The sequence below is a fragment of the Paenibacillus sp. 37 genome (assembly GCF_008386395.1).
Taxonomy (GTDB): domain Bacteria; phylum Bacillota; class Bacilli; order Paenibacillales; family Paenibacillaceae; genus Paenibacillus; species Paenibacillus amylolyticus_B.
Genome location: NZ_CP043761.1, coordinates 5,288,602 through 5,306,046, shown reverse-complemented (window position 1 = coordinate 5,306,046; position 17,445 = coordinate 5,288,602). Strand labels below are relative to the sequence as shown.

The 17,445-nt window shown below is 37.6% G+C and carries 15 protein-coding genes and 2 pseudogenes; 12 read left to right on the top strand and 5 right to left on the bottom strand.

Annotation, left to right across the window (positions count from 1 at the left end):
• Nucleotides 1-6 precede the first annotated feature (6 nt).
• Both F0220_RS22790 and F0220_RS22785 read right to left on the bottom strand, forming a co-directional pair.
• Nucleotides 7-1,239: an FRG domain-containing protein gene (locus F0220_RS22790; RefSeq protein ID WP_181155576.1), complete on the bottom strand. Its 1,233-nt coding sequence runs from the start codon at nt 1,237-1,239 to the stop codon at nt 7-9.
• Nucleotides 1,240-1,494: 255 nt separating this feature from the next.
• Nucleotides 1,495-1,716, bottom strand: coding sequence for a helix-turn-helix domain-containing protein (locus F0220_RS22785; RefSeq protein WP_105601670.1), 222 nt, complete (start codon nt 1,714-1,716; stop codon nt 1,495-1,497).
• A gap of 108 nt (nt 1,717-1,824) precedes the next feature.
• On the opposite strand from F0220_RS22785, the gene F0220_RS22780 reads away from it, so the two are divergent.
• The 3 genes from F0220_RS22780 to F0220_RS22770 all read left to right on the top strand — a co-directional run bounded on the left by F0220_RS22780 (nt 1,825) and on the right by F0220_RS22770 (nt 4,794).
• The gene (locus tag F0220_RS22780; protein WP_105601669.1) at nt 1,825-2,094 is read left to right on the top strand and encodes a hypothetical protein; all 270 of its coding nucleotides are present in this window, start codon (nt 1,825-1,827) and stop codon (nt 2,092-2,094) included.
• Between the two features lie 198 nt (nt 2,095-2,292).
• Entirely contained in the window at nt 2,293-3,330 is a 1,038-nt protein-coding gene (locus F0220_RS22775) for an ROK family protein (protein ID WP_105601667.1), read from the top strand.
• 264 nt (nt 3,331-3,594) lie between these two features.
• Nucleotides 3,595-4,794, top strand: coding sequence for an MFS transporter (locus F0220_RS22770; protein ID WP_105601843.1), 1,200 nt, complete (start codon nt 3,595-3,597; stop codon nt 4,792-4,794).
• A 989-nt stretch (nt 4,795-5,783) separates the two neighbouring features.
• On the opposite strand, the pseudogene F0220_RS22765 reads toward F0220_RS22770, so the two are convergent.
• The 3 genes and pseudogenes from F0220_RS22765 to F0220_RS22755 all read right to left on the bottom strand — a co-directional run bounded on the left by F0220_RS22765 (nt 5,784) and on the right by F0220_RS22755 (nt 8,943).
• A pseudogene (locus F0220_RS22765) lies at nt 5,784-7,065 on the bottom strand (IS3 family transposase).
• Between the two features lie 735 nt (nt 7,066-7,800).
• Nucleotides 7,801-7,890 (bottom strand): annotated as a pseudogene (locus F0220_RS33010) (hypothetical protein); the annotation flags it as partial.
• Between the two features lie 213 nt (nt 7,891-8,103).
• Nucleotides 8,104-8,943, bottom strand: coding sequence for a hypothetical protein (locus F0220_RS22755; RefSeq protein WP_146118074.1), 840 nt, complete (start codon nt 8,941-8,943; stop codon nt 8,104-8,106).
• A gap of 645 nt (nt 8,944-9,588) precedes the next feature.
• Between F0220_RS22755 and F0220_RS22750 the strand changes: the two genes are divergently transcribed.
• The 9 genes from F0220_RS22750 to F0220_RS22710 all read left to right on the top strand — a co-directional run bounded on the left by F0220_RS22750 (nt 9,589) and on the right by F0220_RS22710 (nt 17,267).
• Complete coding sequence (locus F0220_RS22750) at nt 9,589-9,870, top strand: acyl carrier protein (RefSeq protein WP_105601662.1); 282 nt, start codon at nt 9,589-9,591, stop codon at nt 9,868-9,870.
• Nucleotides 9,867-11,072, top strand: coding sequence for a beta-ketoacyl-[acyl-carrier-protein] synthase family protein (locus tag F0220_RS22745; protein ID WP_105601661.1), 1,206 nt, complete (start codon nt 9,867-9,869; stop codon nt 11,070-11,072). Before F0220_RS22750 ends, F0220_RS22745 begins: the two co-directional genes overlap by 4 nt.
• A gap of 24 nt (nt 11,073-11,096) precedes the next feature.
• Entirely contained in the window at nt 11,097-11,519 is a 423-nt protein-coding gene (fabZ, locus tag F0220_RS22740; RefSeq protein WP_105601660.1) for a 3-hydroxyacyl-ACP dehydratase FabZ, read from the top strand.
• A 37-nt stretch (nt 11,520-11,556) separates the two neighbouring features.
• Nucleotides 11,557-12,690 carry a beta-ketoacyl synthase N-terminal-like domain-containing protein gene (locus tag F0220_RS22735; protein ID WP_181155575.1) on the top strand — a complete coding sequence of 378 codons (1,134 nt, stop codon included), beginning with the start codon at nt 11,557-11,559 and terminating at the stop codon, nt 12,688-12,690.
• Nucleotides 12,691-12,692: 2 nt separating this feature from the next.
• A complete protein-coding gene (gene fabG / locus F0220_RS22730; protein ID WP_105601657.1) occupies nt 12,693-13,433 on the top strand; it encodes a 3-oxoacyl-[acyl-carrier-protein] reductase in 741 nt (246 codons plus the stop codon).
• 20 nt (nt 13,434-13,453) lie between these two features.
• On the top strand, nt 13,454-14,233 hold the full coding sequence (locus F0220_RS22725) for a 4'-phosphopantetheinyl transferase family protein (RefSeq protein ID WP_105601655.1): 780 nt from the start codon (nt 13,454-13,456) through the stop codon (nt 14,231-14,233).
• Nucleotides 14,224-14,991: an enoyl-ACP reductase FabI gene (locus tag F0220_RS22720; protein WP_105601654.1), complete on the top strand. Its 768-nt coding sequence runs from the start codon at nt 14,224-14,226 to the stop codon at nt 14,989-14,991. The genes F0220_RS22725 and F0220_RS22720 overlap by 10 nt, the downstream gene beginning before the upstream one ends.
• A 210-nt stretch (nt 14,992-15,201) precedes the next feature.
• Nucleotides 15,202-15,426: a phosphopantetheine-binding protein gene (locus F0220_RS22715; protein ID WP_105601652.1), complete on the top strand. Its 225-nt coding sequence runs from the start codon at nt 15,202-15,204 to the stop codon at nt 15,424-15,426.
• Between the two features lie 20 nt (nt 15,427-15,446).
• Entirely contained in the window at nt 15,447-17,267 is a 1,821-nt protein-coding gene (locus F0220_RS22710; RefSeq protein WP_105650862.1) for a S8 family serine peptidase, read from the top strand.
• Nucleotides 17,268-17,445: the final 178 nt, after the last annotated feature.

The following is a 17,445-nucleotide window of genomic DNA, read 5'->3' as shown; positions in this document are numbered from 1 at the left end:
TCCTACCTACCCTTCGTATTTTTCTATAATATATTGAACAAATCCTGCAAAGTCAGGATAAACCGTCATTGCATTAATATTTATACTCTCTAACTGTTGTTTAATTTTCTTTTTTTGGTCTTTCGGAATAAAAAATTCAATAGAGTAATTGTCTAAAGCATTATCATTACTCATCTCACTTAATGTCCAATATCTATTTTCAGTTAACTCAACAAAGTGCCGTTCCGCTTCTTTCTCAATATCGGCTATCTTGCTTGAGTAAGAAGGATATTTATCTAGAATTGTGTTTAACTTTGTTTGTGTTTCGTATGAATTGTTAACTGAAATTTCTCTTAAATCTCGCATATCTATTATATCTTTTTTGAATAGGCTAGTGGACTTAAGTATTTCATCTTTAATTGGTTCGATGTAGTTGCTCTTTATATCGATCTGTATTGAAAACAAGCCTTTTTGAGCTTTTAAACGTTCATTCTCAATAGTGCTCTCAATGAAAATAGCTTCTGACTGTGCCCCTCTACCTATTGCAGCTAGAAACTTTACTGAATCCGAATTCAATTGAGTTTTATTGAAGTCTTCTTTTAAATAATTTGATAAGACTTCATATTCTTTATCATAGAATTGGTATATAAGTTTCGGCCTGTACGCAAAGACTTTACCGTCATTTTTCTCATCGGAACAAGCAAAGAAAAGTGATATTAAAGGATTTCTGCTCCAATCAAGTAACCTTGTTGGAATGCCGTAATGTTGCATATGAATCAGATTATCCAGAAAAGTATTTCGTGTTAAATTCTCAAACTTGTTTTTTCGAATATCCCTGTAAATCTCAAATTCCTTATTTTCAGTATAGTTTTTTCTGAATATACTTGCTTGTAAGTTCCACGTCACATCTCTTTGACCTCTAAAAACGAATTCAGAGGCACCATTTATGATATCAATTATTTTTATGTACTCTATTAAATTTTCTACCTTAAGTGAACAAAATAATTTGAAACGCGAGTCTACTGGTGTATACGAGTTATCTATAAAATCAATATTAGTTAGATCAAAACTTTCATTTTCAGATTTATACAAAATCTCTTTTTCTAGCCTTCCTAATTTATTATTAACGTACATAGCTGTTACCTTGGTACCTTCAGTATTAATGTACCAAATTAATGCCTCATTAGTCTCCGATAAAAGATTTACTATATTACGTTCAGTTCTAGGAATATTCTTAGAAAAATAAACAAATTTCTTCATGGCTATCTCCCCTTTATGTGAAAAAGATATTACATTATATTTTAACATTATTAAGTTGTTTGGAAATAGTTAGTATAAGACAGGAGGGGTTAATAAATTTAGGCTGCTTTATGATGGATTAGAATATAAAATGAGACGCCTAATAACTAAATGCTAGTTTGGAATCACTATAACCCTATAATAAAATTTAAGTTGAAAAAAGGTTTATACTGAATTGATCAAAAATAATAATTGTTAGTTTCCTCTTTTTTTTGGTTAGAATTGATTCTCTCTTATCTCAATAATTTCCCTTATATCATCAATATCCAACGCCTCAGCAATTCGCTCAATGTGAGCAAAGTTGATATTCTCTCGTTTACCGGACTGCAACTCACTTAATGCAGCGTGACGGATATCAGACAATCGAGCCAGTTCGCGCAGTGAGATATTATGTTTTTCCGTGAGTTTGTGAATATTGACGACAACTTTCTTAGCCATGAGTATCACTCCTAAATTTTCCATATGGTCTTGACGTTACGCATGAGCGTACCATATACTTTTTGTATATCTGGTACTCTTATGCGTACCAATTTTAGGAGTGGTGACATGATAAGTACCAACAGCGAAGACCTGTCTTCGCAGTACGCACATCTCGTCCAACAAGAAGACGATTACGTCGATCAACTCGTTACATGCAACAAACTTATCCTGGACGCCATGGACATTATCGCGAAGCGAGCAGGGGTGCTGCCCATGGACACAGTGAAACAGGCTGCATACCATCTGCACGCTATGGAACAGGATCTAAACCGAAATTTATTTGAAGTTCGACTGGAGAAGAGCATCTTGGCAAATCAAATGAGCCAGTCTACATAAAGTCACCTTAACTAAAGGACAGCGCAGGATCATAGACGATGATCTTACACTGTCCTTTTGCCTTCCCATTCAAACGTTTTCGCTCCCAATTAAGCATTGACTTTCCACCCAAATCCCCCTACACTTCAATTATTAAAATACTTTTAAAAACATTCGTTGAATGGTTCAAAATGAACGAAAGGAGGCATATAACTAACCATGTTACCCACATCACACAACACTCAGCAGGTCAAACGCATTAACGTTGAACTGGTGAAGAATACACTCCGATCCATGGGCGTAGGCACAAAAGCTTCCATTGCTAACCTGACGAAACTCAGCGTTGCGACATGCGGCACGATCCTGAACGAATTACTCCAAACAGGTGAGATTATTGATCTGGGCCCGGATGAATCAAGTGGGGGAAGACCGGCTAGTCGATATCAATTCAATGCGGACTACGCAAGCGTACTGTGCCTGATTATTCGAACAGAGGGCGGCATTCACTCGATCACACATACATATGCCAATCTGAATGGAGAGATGGCGGATGAACAGACACTCTTTTTGGATGAGATCAATGTAACGGTGGTAGAGGATCTGATTGCCAATCTGATCGAACAACACCATAATGTGCAGGCGATTGGTATTGGAATACCTGGGGTGGCACACAACGGCGTGATTGGGATTTGCGATGTACCGGAGCTGATGTATCAACCCCTCGGGCCAAGGCTTAAGGAGCAGTATGAAGACGTGGAAGTGGTCATTGGCAACGACATGAACCTGACGGTCTACGGACTCTACAACCAGCAGCAATTTGAGGAAGAGAAGAACTTCGCGGTGGTGACTTTTCCGGAGAACCATTTTCCCGGTGCAGGATTTATCATTGATGGTCGTCCGCTGACCGGGAATACGCAATTTGGAGGCGAGGTGTCCTTTTTACCTTTTGGCGTGTCACGGGAAGAGCAGCTGCGCATGTTGAAAACGACGGAAGGGTTGCAGGAACTCGTCACAAAGACGCTGATCTCCATCATTGCGATTATCAACCCGGCAGCGATTGTCGTTACTGGCGATACAATGGACCCGGCTATGCGGGATGACCTGTTACAAGGCTGTCTGGATCACCTGATCCCACAGGAGCATATGCCGGAGTTGATCATCCAAAGAGACACTCGGCGAGAATATGTGACGGGACTAGTCGCGGTAACGCTAGAGAGCCTGACCTACCGCATTCAGGTGGTTGAAAAGCAGTGGTAAAGCTTAACCATGTTTCCTATTTCAAATGTACAAATCATTGACACGATAACGGAGAGGGCAGAACCAATCTGAAGAACGCCTTTATCCCTGTATTTTCACCTCTAGGAAAGATTCAAAAAATACAGGGATAACAGCGGTCGGAAGATGGTACTGCAATCATAGTTATCAAGTGTAACCATTTTTCCGAACACAATGGAGGAACTTATTTTGAATCAGCAAGCAGGTACACAAGGCAACAAACGAAAGTTCAACAAGCTGTACGCCATGCAACTGGCAACGATCTTTCTGGGATTTATCGTATTTGGCATATCGGAAAATATTAAGGGGCCGGCTATTCCGCGCATTCAATTCGACTTTAATTTGGACGAAAAACAGCTCGGGACGTTATTGTCCCTGAATGCACTGGGGTACCTGATCGCCTGCTCGTTCACGGCTATTCTGGTTCGCAAATGGGGCATCAAGGCCGTCAGCATCATATCTTTTGCATCGATGATCTTATCGGGTGTGTTCATTTACATGTCTCATAACTATCCGCTCTTTGCTTCATCGTACTTCTTCATGTACATCGGTAACGGCATGCTGGAGATTGCTTTGGCGATTCTGGGTGCGCGGATCTTTGTGAAGAACACAGGTACGATGATGAACCTGTCCCATTTCTTCTATGGGCTGAGTTCAACGGTGGCGCCTTTGCTGGCGACAGGGGTGATGTCGTTGAGCGTGTTCGGACACGTACTGGACTGGCGCGGCATGTATCTGGTGATGTTGTCACTCTGTCTGCTACCAATCATTGCGGCGCTGCGCAGCAAATTTCCGGGAGATGATCTTCCTCATGAAGATCGGACCTCGCTTAAGACGTTAACACGTGATCCAGCCATCTGGCTGATGGTACTCATTCTTTCTTTTGGCGTGGTATCGGAACTGGCGGTTGGGGGTTGGCTCGTTAACTTCCTGGAGAAAGCCTATACGTGGGACACGGTGAAAGCTTCGGGGTTACTGTCAGCATTCTTCCTCACGTTCTCGCTTGGACGTTTGCTGCTGGGTCCTCTAACGGACCGGATCGGATTTGTACTGTCGCTGATAATCTTCTCTGCGTTCTCGGCCATTTGTACGTTTATTGCGCTTGTCGGAGGAGAGGGGCTCGCCATCTTCTTTGCCATCTCGGGTGCAGGTATAGCGATGATCTATCCAACAGTAATGGCGTTTATCGCACGCAGATATCCGAACGGCAGTGACACAGCGATTACGTTCACGGTTACCTTGATGGGGGTTGGTAGTGTCATTGGTAACTATGTGATTGGCTGGGTCATTGAAGGTGTGAAGAATATATACGGTTCAACGACTCAGTTGGGACTGCTGCGCGGGCTTCAGGCGGGATATGGATTCATTGGATTATGTGCGGTGATCTGTGCGGTATCTGGCGTAGTGTTGTATGTGTATTTGAAAAGAAGGCAGGAATTGATTTAGAAAACTCATCGCTGGTTGAGGTAATAGATGATCATCATTTGGCTCTATACTACGTAGCTAATAGGTAAGCTTAGATGTTCAGGTTACGTTGCTGATTTATCTCGCTGCGCTTTCTCATAACTACTTTCGTTCATCAATTGGTCAGATTCTGAAAATCTAGGAGGAAATATGTATGTCGATGACCATTAAATCTTTTCAAACTACTATACTTGAAGAATTAAAAGAATTGAGAGGCATACCCGAAAGGTTTATCCAAATTATCCTGTGTGGGCCAACTGGCTATACTCGAATAATCTCGAACTAAAGCATCGTATTCTGTTGGTGAACTAACCGGTTACAGGCATGTCCTGCCACGACCAGCGTTTACAATGATACTATTGAACTGCCACACACTATTATATTGATATGAACGTCTCTCTGAAAATACAGGATCCACGAGAAGCATATGAAGCATTATTTAATGAGCTTCGTAAAAGAGATCAAAAATTGTTAAACCAGTATCCTTTGCGTAATACTGAATGATGTTTAGCATTATAGAGCAGTAGAACGATAACTTGATTTTATGAAAAGTAAGGGGTTCTGCCGCGTCGAGGGATACTGGTTGCTAGAGAAGAGTCTGGAAGATGTGTCCCCAAATCATCGGACTTTTATATAAGTCAGTGGGATATCTATTCGTTGGAGGAGCTGGATTTGTTTCTCAAAATAGAGAAGGAGGAGCCTTAACTGAAGAAGCGTCAACCTTTAATAAATTAAGTGCGTTTAAAGCTTTACCAACATGGAGAAAACCTACGCTGCATAAATTTCAAATAACAATGTCGACTGATTATGGTACATTATGATCCAAGAAAAAAAAGGCTAATTGATGACATCTTTTCTTTACAAGAATATCGGGCAATTATAAACTGTACCCTATGTAAAGGACATTTCTATAAAAAGACTCATATGGCTTGAAGAAGATGATCTCTGTATTGTGCAGGGGTCATCTTTTTTTAGTCCCACTGGTATCTGTAGTGGTTATAGTACATCATATATGCTTTAATTTCTCGTTTAACCCCATCTATAGTTGTGCAGTTTTTCAGTGAAACTTCATCCTTAAAATGGCCAAAGAACGACTCCTGTGGTGCATTATCCCAGCAGTTTCCTCGTCTAGACATAGATTGTCCAAGTCCCATTTGTTTCACTTTCTTTTGAAAATCAGGATGCGTGTAGTGGGTTCCTTGATCGGAATGAATGAAGGCATCTTGACTCCGCTTGAATCTGCGATTTTTCTGTAAGTGGAGCAATGTGTTTGTCGCCAGATCCATGGTCATTCGCTCCGACACATAGTAGGCTACAATTTCATTGGTTGAACTATCCTTGATGGTCGACAGGTAGGCTCGCTTCCCTTGACCATAGCTTAAGTAGGTGATATCCGTAAGAAGCACCTTGCCCGGGATGCCTTGTTTAAAGGTACGTTGCAACAGGTTAGGCATGGTTCGATGCTCCTGGGTTGCCTTCATCATTTGTTTGTAAGGATTCGCTTTTCGATGAGGACATACAATCGCATATTTTTTCATAATTCGTCGGATGCGCTTGAGATTCCAGATGATTTGAAATTGTCCTTCCAGCGTCATTTTGATGGAACGAGCACCTTTGTTTCGTTTCTTAAACTGGAAAGCGCGACGGACGTGCAGGCTGATTTCTTCATCTACCTGTTCCTTCTGCATGCGTCTGTGAATGGCTGAACGGCTCCAGTAACGATAATATCCACTTCTGGACACCCCTGCCGCTTCACACGGAACACTCACCATTCGCTGGAGATGATATTTCTCAATCACCTTTCGGATTAACCTGTATCGCAAGTTCGGCGTTCGTTTTACTCGTGATTCCACCCCCGTTCGGCCAAACGAATCTTTTTTAGCAGTTCGTTCTCTGCTTGAAGCAGGTGAATCTGCGCTTCGAGTTTCGCGTTCTTCTCTGCCAAGGTCAACTCTCGCTTCAGAGGTCTGCCAGAATGCTTACCTCGTGTATCTTGTAAGCCTGGAACCCCTTGCTTGTTGTAACTTGCTTTCCAACGTTTAGCTGCGGCTTTGACCCGAGTCATGCCAAGGGTATGACTTCAAATCCACACGTCTCAAAAATCTCTCTAGCCATTTTTCCTTGCTGATTCGATGTAATAAAGAGTTGTTTAAACTCGTCCGTATGCGTGATCCCTTTGGTCGACACGGACTTCACATAAGGATTTCTAGCCAGTTGCTCTACTTCATATGCTGTAAATGTTTTTTTACTCAATTATTATTCTCCGTCCTTGTCTTGTTCATAGGTGTATAACAAAATACCCCATAGAGAGACTTTTTCAAAGTGTCTACTCTATAGGGTACAGTTTATTATTAAGTAAGAGGCTTTCTGATATAGTTACTAGCGCGGCACAACTTCATGTGGCTGATTCTAACGAAAGAGCAATGCGCTTATATCAGCGAGCCGAATTTAAAGATGTTTAGGAGCAAATTGAGTTTAGAATGAATTTCATTTAAATGAAATTACTGATCTTGAAATGACGGATTATCAAGCTAAGTGCAACCGCTCCTCTGAAAAGGATTCGTGAGCGGTTCTCCAACGGTACTCCGAGGCTGCTACACCAAAAACAATTTCCATGGACAAAGCTGTATGATCAGGCATGGGAATGGCGGTATACAGGCGGGGTCTGCATACGATGAATGTAGTTAAAGAGCCCTTACTTTTCCCACGGTCCGGGACGACCGCGTATAGAGTTCCAATTAGCCAAAGGTTTCCTGAGACCGTACCTCTGTTGGGTGCGGGGGATCGTTCTGCCTACGGCAAACTTGCCACGTGGCTCCGCAGGTTTTTGCCGTTGGTCTTTATGACGTAGAACAGTAAGTATGCCTCTCATCAAACGGCCTGAATACGGCTAACGATAGATCGTTTTGAAGCTAAATACAGACTGCCCCTCTTGACGGAGATGTTCTACAATCTGCTCGGGAGACCACGATGCACGGAGTTTTGCTTCTATGATAGCGCTCGGCACAAATAGGAAGGTTGCGTTTTTTTTAGGCAGAGTTCATGGCTAGTAGTGGTAGGATGCCTACCTAAATACCGGGCAACGGCCCGGACACTTTCCCACTGTTTATGGAGGGGTTTTTAGTTTACTTCGCTAAATTATGCTAAGATGTGCGTAGCTCATGGTGGATTCCCCTTGTGTGAATGTGGTGTAGGAACCTTCATTTTACACGATCAGGCAAGGGTTGTTTTTTTATTATCTCCATTAGGTGTTGCACTTTATATTACAATTCGTCAAAATTTTCTATTTAGTTATAAGTTAAGGATGCTCTCATATCTTTCTTGAATATTTGAGGATTTCATTTTCTCTAAAAATCGAGATAGAATAGTCTTCTCTTTTGTAATGATAGAGTTTAGTAAATCAACTATTTTATCATTAATTATTAAACTATTATTGTAATACTTTTTAATACATAACATTCGAATAAGGCTGGAGTATTTTTCTAACTCCTCATATTCTGTTGCGAATTTATGTAAGTCTAACTCGGGTACAAGACTGGAAATATATTTGATTCGATTTACCATTATTTTTTTGTGTTCCCAGATAATATGTATAGGTACAAAAGAGAAATCATTTTGGATAACATCTTCCTTCAGAGATTCGATACAATGTATACCAAAAATGAGGTTTTTATCATTCTCAATCATATTAAACTTCTTAGAAGTATTTTTACTGTAAAGATAGTCATCGAAAAGCTCAAAAATTAACTCGAAATTAAATTGATAATCAAATTTATTTTCTTTGACGATATAAACGTAGTTTTCCCAACCGTCAACAACCTCTGTTTTCATATATGCCTCATAAAGTACATGGTATGGGATGTCATTCACACCAAACTTTCCATTTTTATCAAATCCAAGAACTTTGAATATATTCTCGTCATCATTAAATCCAAAAATTAATACATCTCTGACAATATGGAATTGTTGATGATGTTGAAGAGGTAAGTAGAATTCATCTATATTTAGATAGAAGTATTTTCCATTTGTTATAGTTTCTTTTATTAAATTGATAAAATTTATATTTAATAAATTGATTGTATCGCGTGTAAGCTGTTCGATATGGAAAAACGGATAACGATGCTCCCACATGAAGTATCTAAAAAAGTTTAATTCGGAACTCCCATATTTCCCACGATTGCAAGAAATCTGAATGTAATTGTTATAGAACCAAGCGGTGTAGCTGTCATTTTTAGACATAATACTTTGAGGTAAAGAATGATGTAACCTTCCAGTTATGAAGGGTGGATAGATCGGAAGAGAATACTGCATAAAACACCGCCTTTACCATAATTAATAATGAGTGAGCTAACTACCCAACTTTTGTATATAAAAAATGACGAAAGTTGAGATTAATTAAAAAGGAACACTAAATAAGCAGGCTGCATATTTAGCTCTATAAAACAATTTTATCTTTAGTCTTTTAGACCTCAGGTAATGATTTTATAAATAAACATGTATTCAGTCTCTCCAGTTAATATAAGATGTATTGCGTCTGTTGTTGTTGATATGTTCAACATAAGTTTTTTTTAGAATAACACTAAATATTCCATTTTTACAAGGGGATTTATGCAAGATAATTTTTAACAATTTAATAAAAGTAAAGCGCTTAATTTTTTTAAGTTTAGTGTATTTACAAATTATGAAAGTTGATATAGAATTCACTTAGTTATTATTTTCCAAGGGTAATTTTGAAACTTATTTACTAAATTATCCATTAAGTAGGAGGAGAAAAGAATGAATGTAGCAGATGTTGGATTAGAAGAGAAGATTAAAAAGTTAATAGTTAGTCAGTTAGGACTAGATATTTCACACGATAGTATCGATGAGGAAGCTCCTCTTTTTGATATTGATGATAATGGATCAGGGTTAGATTTAGATTCAGTAGATGCTTTGGAACTGGCTGTAGGTATAAAAAGAGACTTTCAAATCGTAATTCAAAACACGGATCTTGCCTCTTGTTACAATGTCAAATCTATTGCCCAATTAATTCGATCGTATTCTGGTGAAGAAAAATGAGTAATGCTGTTGTAACCGGCATAGGTATAATTGCTTCAAATGGAGCGAATAAGGAACATTTTTTTGAAACAATTATCAACGGTCAAACCGGTCTCAAAAAAAGTGGAATATTTGATGAGTTACATATTAAAAGTACTTCTATTGCTGGTGAAGTTGATGAGGCCTATCTTACGTACCAGGATCAAATTGGTATAGAAGAAAAATCAATATTGATGGCATATCAAGCTATCGATGAAGCACTTCATGATAGTAAGATTAGTAAAAGTGAAATAAAAAACATGGGAATGAAATGTGGATTATCTGTTTCGACTTCAATTTCTGGAAATCTAAATACAATGAAGCATATAAAGAGCAAACATAATAACATAAATTCAAATCCTGAGTGGCTGGTGAATGTCCCCAACTATACAAGAAAAGTAGCAAGATTTTGTAATGTCAGTGGAGCTACTTATACGACAGTATCTGCTTGTGCGGCAGGCACAGCAGGAGTTGGCATAGCCATAGACCAGATAAGGAACGGTAATTTGGATGTTGTCCTCGTGGTAGGAATGGATATGTTAGCGGATATTTCTGTAGCCGGTTTCCATAGTTTGGAGTCGATGAGTGTTAATGGATGTAGCCCCTTTGATAAAAATAGAGACGGTACATCTTTGGGAGAGGGTGCAGCCGCGTTCATTGTAGAAAGTAAAGAGCATGCACTGATGAGAAATGCACATATATATGGAGAACTATTAGGCTACGGCCTAAGTAATGATGCTTATCACATAACCAGTCCCGATCCAGAAGGGTCCGGTGCAATAAGAGCTATGAATATGGCACTTAAAGAATCACAATTGAACCCTCAAGATATTGATTACATTAATGTTCACGGGACAGCAACTGAATTAAATGATGTTATGGAGGCCAAGGCCATTACTGATTTAATGGAAGTTGCAAGCCCGGATGTGTTGATTTCGTCTACAAAAGCTGTAACGGGCCATTGTTTAGGTGCAGCTGGTAGCGTTGAGATGGCTGTTATTCTGATGGCATTAGATAGAAATATTGTCCCCTTAACTGCAAAATTAGTAGATGTACCCAATGAATTTGGAGAATTAAAATTAGTTTACGGTAAAAGTATAGAAAAAGAAATTAAATATGCAATGTCTAACTCATTTGCATTTTCTGGGAACGCAGCTAGTGTTGTCGTGGGAAAAGTTAATTGAATAGGCGAGGAGAGTTAGATGTAAGTGGTTGAAATAAAATCAATACTACCGCATGAGTATCCTTTTGTTTTGGTTGATAAAATACTAGATATCGATTATATGAAGAGTTCAAGAGGCTATAAGAATATTTCGCACAATGAACCATGGGTTACAGGGCATTTTCCAGATAAAGCGATATACCCAGGTGTTCTAATGATTGAAACGATGGCTCAAGTCGGTGGTTTTATCTTTGTGGAACCGGAAGTTAAAACGATAAATTATAGAATGCTCTTATGTGGTGTGAACAATCTGAAGTTGATACGTCCAGTTGTTCCGGGAGATCAGTTAATTGTGGAGGCCTCTTTGGAGCAAAGTATAGGACATATATTTCAAATAAAGTGTACGGCTTACGTGAATAACGTAATTGTATCAAAAGGTTTAATTTCTTTGGCACAGACTGAAGTGTAGAATAGAGGGGACTATGGAGAGAGTTTTCATATCATCAATGGGAGTAATTACTTGTGTAGGAACTAGTTTGGAAGAGTTCTGGTCGGGCATTAATACTAAGAAAGTGGATTATAATTCTATTGAGTTACCTATTATTCTTCCTCAGAATATAAATCCAAAAGTGTCAAGACGGATGGATAGATTTTCTAGGATGAGTCTTAGTGTCTCTAAACTGGTATTAGAAAAGCTTTCTCTTTTAGATACTGAGCAAATTGGAACCGTTTTCAATACGGGGTTTGGACCCTTGCAATCGAATATTAATTTCCGGAATCAGATCGAAACTTATGGTGTAGATGGCGTAAGTCCAACCCTGTTTACCAATACAGTCTTTAATGCTGGCTTGGGTCATACGTGTTTACATTTAGGATTTAAAGGACCAAGTACGATGTTAATGGGAAGCAACGCAGTCGCATATTCATATGAATTGATTAAAAGTAATAAATGTGATCAAATTTTATGTTGTGGTGTGGAAGAATATATCGAAGAGTTAGATCATAGTTTTCAGTTAATTAACTCTACGACCAAGAATCTTGACTCAATCTGTAAGCCACTTGATGCGAATCGAGATGGGACAAGGGTTACTGAGGGAGCAGGAGGATTGTTTATTGAGAGTGAGAGCTCATTGAGATCTAGATCAGGTAAAGCACTATGTGAAATTCTTGGCTATTCAAATGCCATAACTGATGAATTTCGTGCTATTGACGGTCCAAATTCGGATAGTAATGTGTTTGCACAGGTTATGGAAATGGCATTGAAGAATGCTGGAATCTGTAAAGATCATATCGACGGGATTTTTATGGCATCTGGTGGCGGTGTTTATGCAGATCCTGCTGAGGCAAAAGCAATACATCAAGTTTTCGGGGGACTAGGTAGTGAGATTCCTGTCACGGCTATAAAGGGAGCAATTGGAGAAAGCATAGGTGCATCATTAATTTTAAATGTTGTAAGTGGGATTCTTTGCTTGGAGAATCAAACATTACCATTAACTTCTGGGTGTGAGAATCCAGAGGAGAGTCTAAATTTAAATGTTATCTATGATCATGCGAAGGCCGGAAGGTACAAATATTTATTAATTAATGGATATGATATTAGTGGATGTTTGTTTAGCATTGTTATAGGCGAGGGAGACTGAAAATGGATTTTCAAAACAAGGTAGTTCTTATCACTGGGGGATCGCGCGGAATTGGTAATGAAATTACTAGACAGTTTGCTTTTAAAGGAGCAGTTGTAATTTTTACTTATAGTAAAAGTCAAGATGAAGCGACAAGGTTAGAAGCAGAATTGTGTGAGAAGGGCTGCGTTTGTGAGAGTATTCTATTAGATGTGACCAATCATAACAAATGTATGGAAGCCATTGAATATATAACAAAGAAATATAAAAAAATTGATGTTCTGATTAATAATGCTGGAGTAACGGATGATAGTTTTTTGATGTTCATGGATGAAATGTCGTGGGATAGTGTTATTAATACAAACTTAAAGGGAACTTACAATTGTAGTAAGGCTGTTATTCCATCCATGTTAAGTGAAAAAGAAGGAGTAATAATAAATATTTCATCAGTATCAGGACAATTAGGGGGTTCCGGCCAGACTAATTATAGTGCCTCGAAAGCTGGGGTGATAGGCTTTACTAAGGCATTGTCCAGAGAACTAGCCAGGAAGAAAATTCGTGTTAATTCGGTAGCTCCAGGATACATAGCTACTGATATGCTTAATAAAGTCCCTGAGAAAATAAAGCATGGCTTCAAAGATAAAATCTCTGTTGGAAGATTTGGGGAAGCTGCAGAAGTAGCAAAAGTAGTATTATTTTTGGCATCAGATGAGGCAAGTTATATACATGGACAAGTTATTAATGTCGATGGAGGAATAGTATAACATGATACAGTGGGGATTCCATGGTCTATGTTTTTTTATGTAATTACAATCATTCCAGGGATTACATCAATGAGTACAATTTAATTCGCTTTCTTTCCAAAGAAAAGCAAGAAAAGTTTACAAGGAATAAAAATAAGAAAAGCTTTTTACAGTCTGTAATAGGTGAACTATTAACTCGTATTATATTTTGTAAACTATTAAAACTTGAGAATAAAAGTCTGGTTTTTAAGAAAGATGACTTTAACAAGCCATTTTTAGAATCCGCACAAGGCTGGGATTTTAATATCTCCCATTCAGGGGAATGGATTGTGTGTGTGTTTTCAAGACATTGTGTCGGGGTCGATCTCGAACAGGTCAAACAACGTCAATTAGGTATTGCTCAGCAATACTTTAGCGACGATGAATATACTTCCATAATTAATCAAGATACTTCTAATCAATTAATTCATTTTTATCGAATTCTAACTTTGAAAGAAAGTTATATAAAAGCAACAGGAAAGGGGCTTAAAATTCCTCTAAATTCTTTCTGCATCAAAGGGGATGATTATAGATTTTATATGCAAGCTAACAACAGTCTGCCAAAAGCATATTTCCAGCATTACAATGTTGGTGAACATTATTTAATGTCAATCTGTGCCTTTGAAGAGTTCTCCTCACATGTTACTTTTTTTGAAATAAATGAATTAGTCGATTTGTCAGTGTTATTGAATTTTCCTGAGGAATTAAGCATGGAAATGGAGAGGCTTAATAAGTCAGTTAGTATATTCTCTGGTGAAGGCAGGTTTTCTATGTGTTGCTAGAAGGAAAACAAATACTTGTAACAGGAATAGCGAATGAGAAAAGCATAGCGTGGGGAATTGCTAAGTCGCTAAACAAACAAGGAGCTAAATTGCTTTTTACATATCGAAAAGAAAAATCGCGTCGTAAACTTCAAAAAATGCTAACGGATGCGGAGATTGAACCTTTATGCATAATTGCTTGTGATGTGTTAAATGACGATAGCATTTCAGAAGCATTCAATTTTATAAAACAACATGTCGGCAGAATAGATGGAGTAGTACATTCTTTAGCCTATGCAAGTATTGAAGCGCTCCATGGCGATTGTATCGATATTAGCAGGGAGGATTTTTTAGAGGCATTAAGTGCTAGTACGTATTCGTTGATATCTTTTTGTAAACATGCCAGAGAGGTTATGACAGAAGGAGGAAGCGTTGTAACTCAAACTTATCTTGGCTCGGAAAGAGCTATTGATAATTATAGTGTCATGGGGATCGCAAAAGCAGCGTTAGAGGCAACCGTTCGTTATTTATCTGTCGATTTGGGGAAATTAGGGATTAGAGTTAATGCTGTTTCATCTGGCGTTATTAAAACTTCAGCTTCTTCTGTAATACTAGGTTTGGATGAAAAACTATTAAATGTTGCTGAAAGAGCTCCTCTCAAAAAAAATGTAACTTTAGAAGAGATCGGTGATACGAGCATGTTTTTAATGAGTTCCCTATCAAAGGGAATAACCGGAGAAATTATTTTTGTGGATTCAGGCTTTCATGTCTTGGGTTAAGCGCTTAACTCATGAAAGGAGGTGAAGAGAAATGAAAAAATTAGTTAAACCTAAAAAAGTGAATAACAATGTAGTCCTGTATGGAGAAAGTAACTTCAAATGCTCTTAATTTTGAATTTTAGTCGTTAAAAATTTGAAAGACTGGGTTGTCGGAAGTGAAATTCTCTGACAACCCTTGTTATTAAATAAAAATTATATGGAGCGATTTCAATGGAGATAGAAAATAAACTAAAAACAATATTTCATAATATGGGAATCTATATTGATCAAGAAGATTATACAGAGGAGCTTGAATTAGAATCTTTACAATTTGTTGCCTTAATTATCGCAATTGAGAAAGAATTTATGGTCAGAATTAATGACGATATTCTTGAAGTGAAGGAACTAGCTAATTTCAAAGATTATGTAAAATTAGTTGAGAGTCTGTATGAATAAAATATTATGGGGGATTTAGAATGAACTGGCATAACCTTAAGGGCGATGGAATTAAAATTGCGATTGTTGATAGCGGAACCAATACCAGCAGAAGAGAATTCAATGAGATATATGTTGAAAATATTGATTTAACTTCAGATTATTGTCTGGATAATGAGCATACCGACAACATTGGTCATGGAACGGCTACTTCATATATATTGCATAATCATCTACCTGAGGCCAGGATTTACTCAATAAAAATTTTCGATAAAAACCATGAAACCAATATTGAAGATCTGATACGAGCATTGAAATACATCATTACAACACTCGACGTTGATATTATTCATTTAAGTAATGGAGTGACATTTTGCGATAAAATAGATGATTTAGAAGAAATATGTAGTTTTATTGAAAACAAAGGAATTATTACTGTTGCAGCTTTTGATAACTTAGGTGCGATATCGTACCCAGCAGCCTTTGACTCTGTTTTAGGTGTTGATTATCATACATTTTGTACAGAGGCTCAAAAGTATTATTATGTTGAGAATAGTATCGTTAATATTATGGGCATAGGTGCCCTTCAGCGATTACCGTGGGATGAAGGATATAAACGTGTGGCTGGTTCAAGTTTTGCAGCCCCTCATATTACAGCTATTGTTGCTAAAATTATGCAATCTGGCATCAGAGACAAAAAGAAGATTTTAATTGAACTGAAAAACAATGCCATGAAGGTAGTTAATTATAGTAAAAGAAATATTGAGAAACCTGATTGGATTAATAAAATTGATAAGGCCATTATATTTCCTTTTAATAAAGAAATGCATTCTCTATTGAGGTTTCGTAATGAATTAACTTTTTCGATTAAAGGTGTTTATGAACCAAGAAGGCATAATAAATGGAGAGATACAGAAAAATTGAAGGGTATTATGGATCTGAAGATTGAGAGTATCGATGAAATTGATTGGGAATCTGATTTTGATACTGTAATACTAGGTCATACTAGCATGTTAAACTCGGTTTATAATCGGGATTTTTATGAGTTTTTCATTCAATCATGTTTAGAACATTCTAAAAATCTCTACTCTTTTGATGATCTTTCAGCCTATCAAGGAGACATTGATATGTTAAAGAAAGATAACAAAATTTATTATCCAATTATTTCTGAAGAAAATGTTCCAGAAAGTAACATGGATAAATTACATAGAATTCCGCAACCTGTTTTAGGGGTTTTTGGAACTAGTCCACGGCAAGGTAAATTTACTTTACAGATGACTTTGAGAAAACTATTGTGTGAGAAAGGTTATCAAGTGGGCCAACTTGGTACAGAAGCTTCGTCTTTATTGTTTGGCATGAATGAAGTTTACCCAATGGGTTACAATTCTTCAGTTAATGTCTCAGGAGGCAAAGCTATAAGTACAGTAAATGAATTGATGTATAACATCTCCAGGAATGATCCGGATATCATTCTAGTTGGATCTCAATCTCAAACCGTCCCGTATTCAGCAGGTAACATTGGTTTTTACCCCAATCATCAGCATGATTTCTTACTTGGAAGTGAGCCGGACGCTATTATATTATGTGTCAATCCAAATGATAACTTGACTTATATAAACAGAACCATAAATTATTTAGAGAATTATATTGAAACGAAAGTAATAGCAATAAGTATCTTCCCGGTTGAGAAAGATTACAATTTAATATCTCTTATAGGTGATGGGGCCATTTTGAACCAAAAGCAAATTGAAGAAAAAAAAGAATTCATGAAAGAATATTTCAAAAAACCAACTTTTCTTATAGGTTCAGATAGTGATGATGAGAGGTTGGTAGTAATGATTGAGAATTTTTTTGGTGAATAGAGGATAAGGAAATAGAGGTGTTTGAATGCTTTTAAATAATTCTAATTACACTACTTATCCAGGGAGTTATTGCTTATCAAATTGTATTTTCAACTATCTTCGATTGAGTGTTCAAAATATCAAAGAGTTAGATATCTTAATGCATTGTGACTTAAATATAGTTTTTAAATCTACGAAT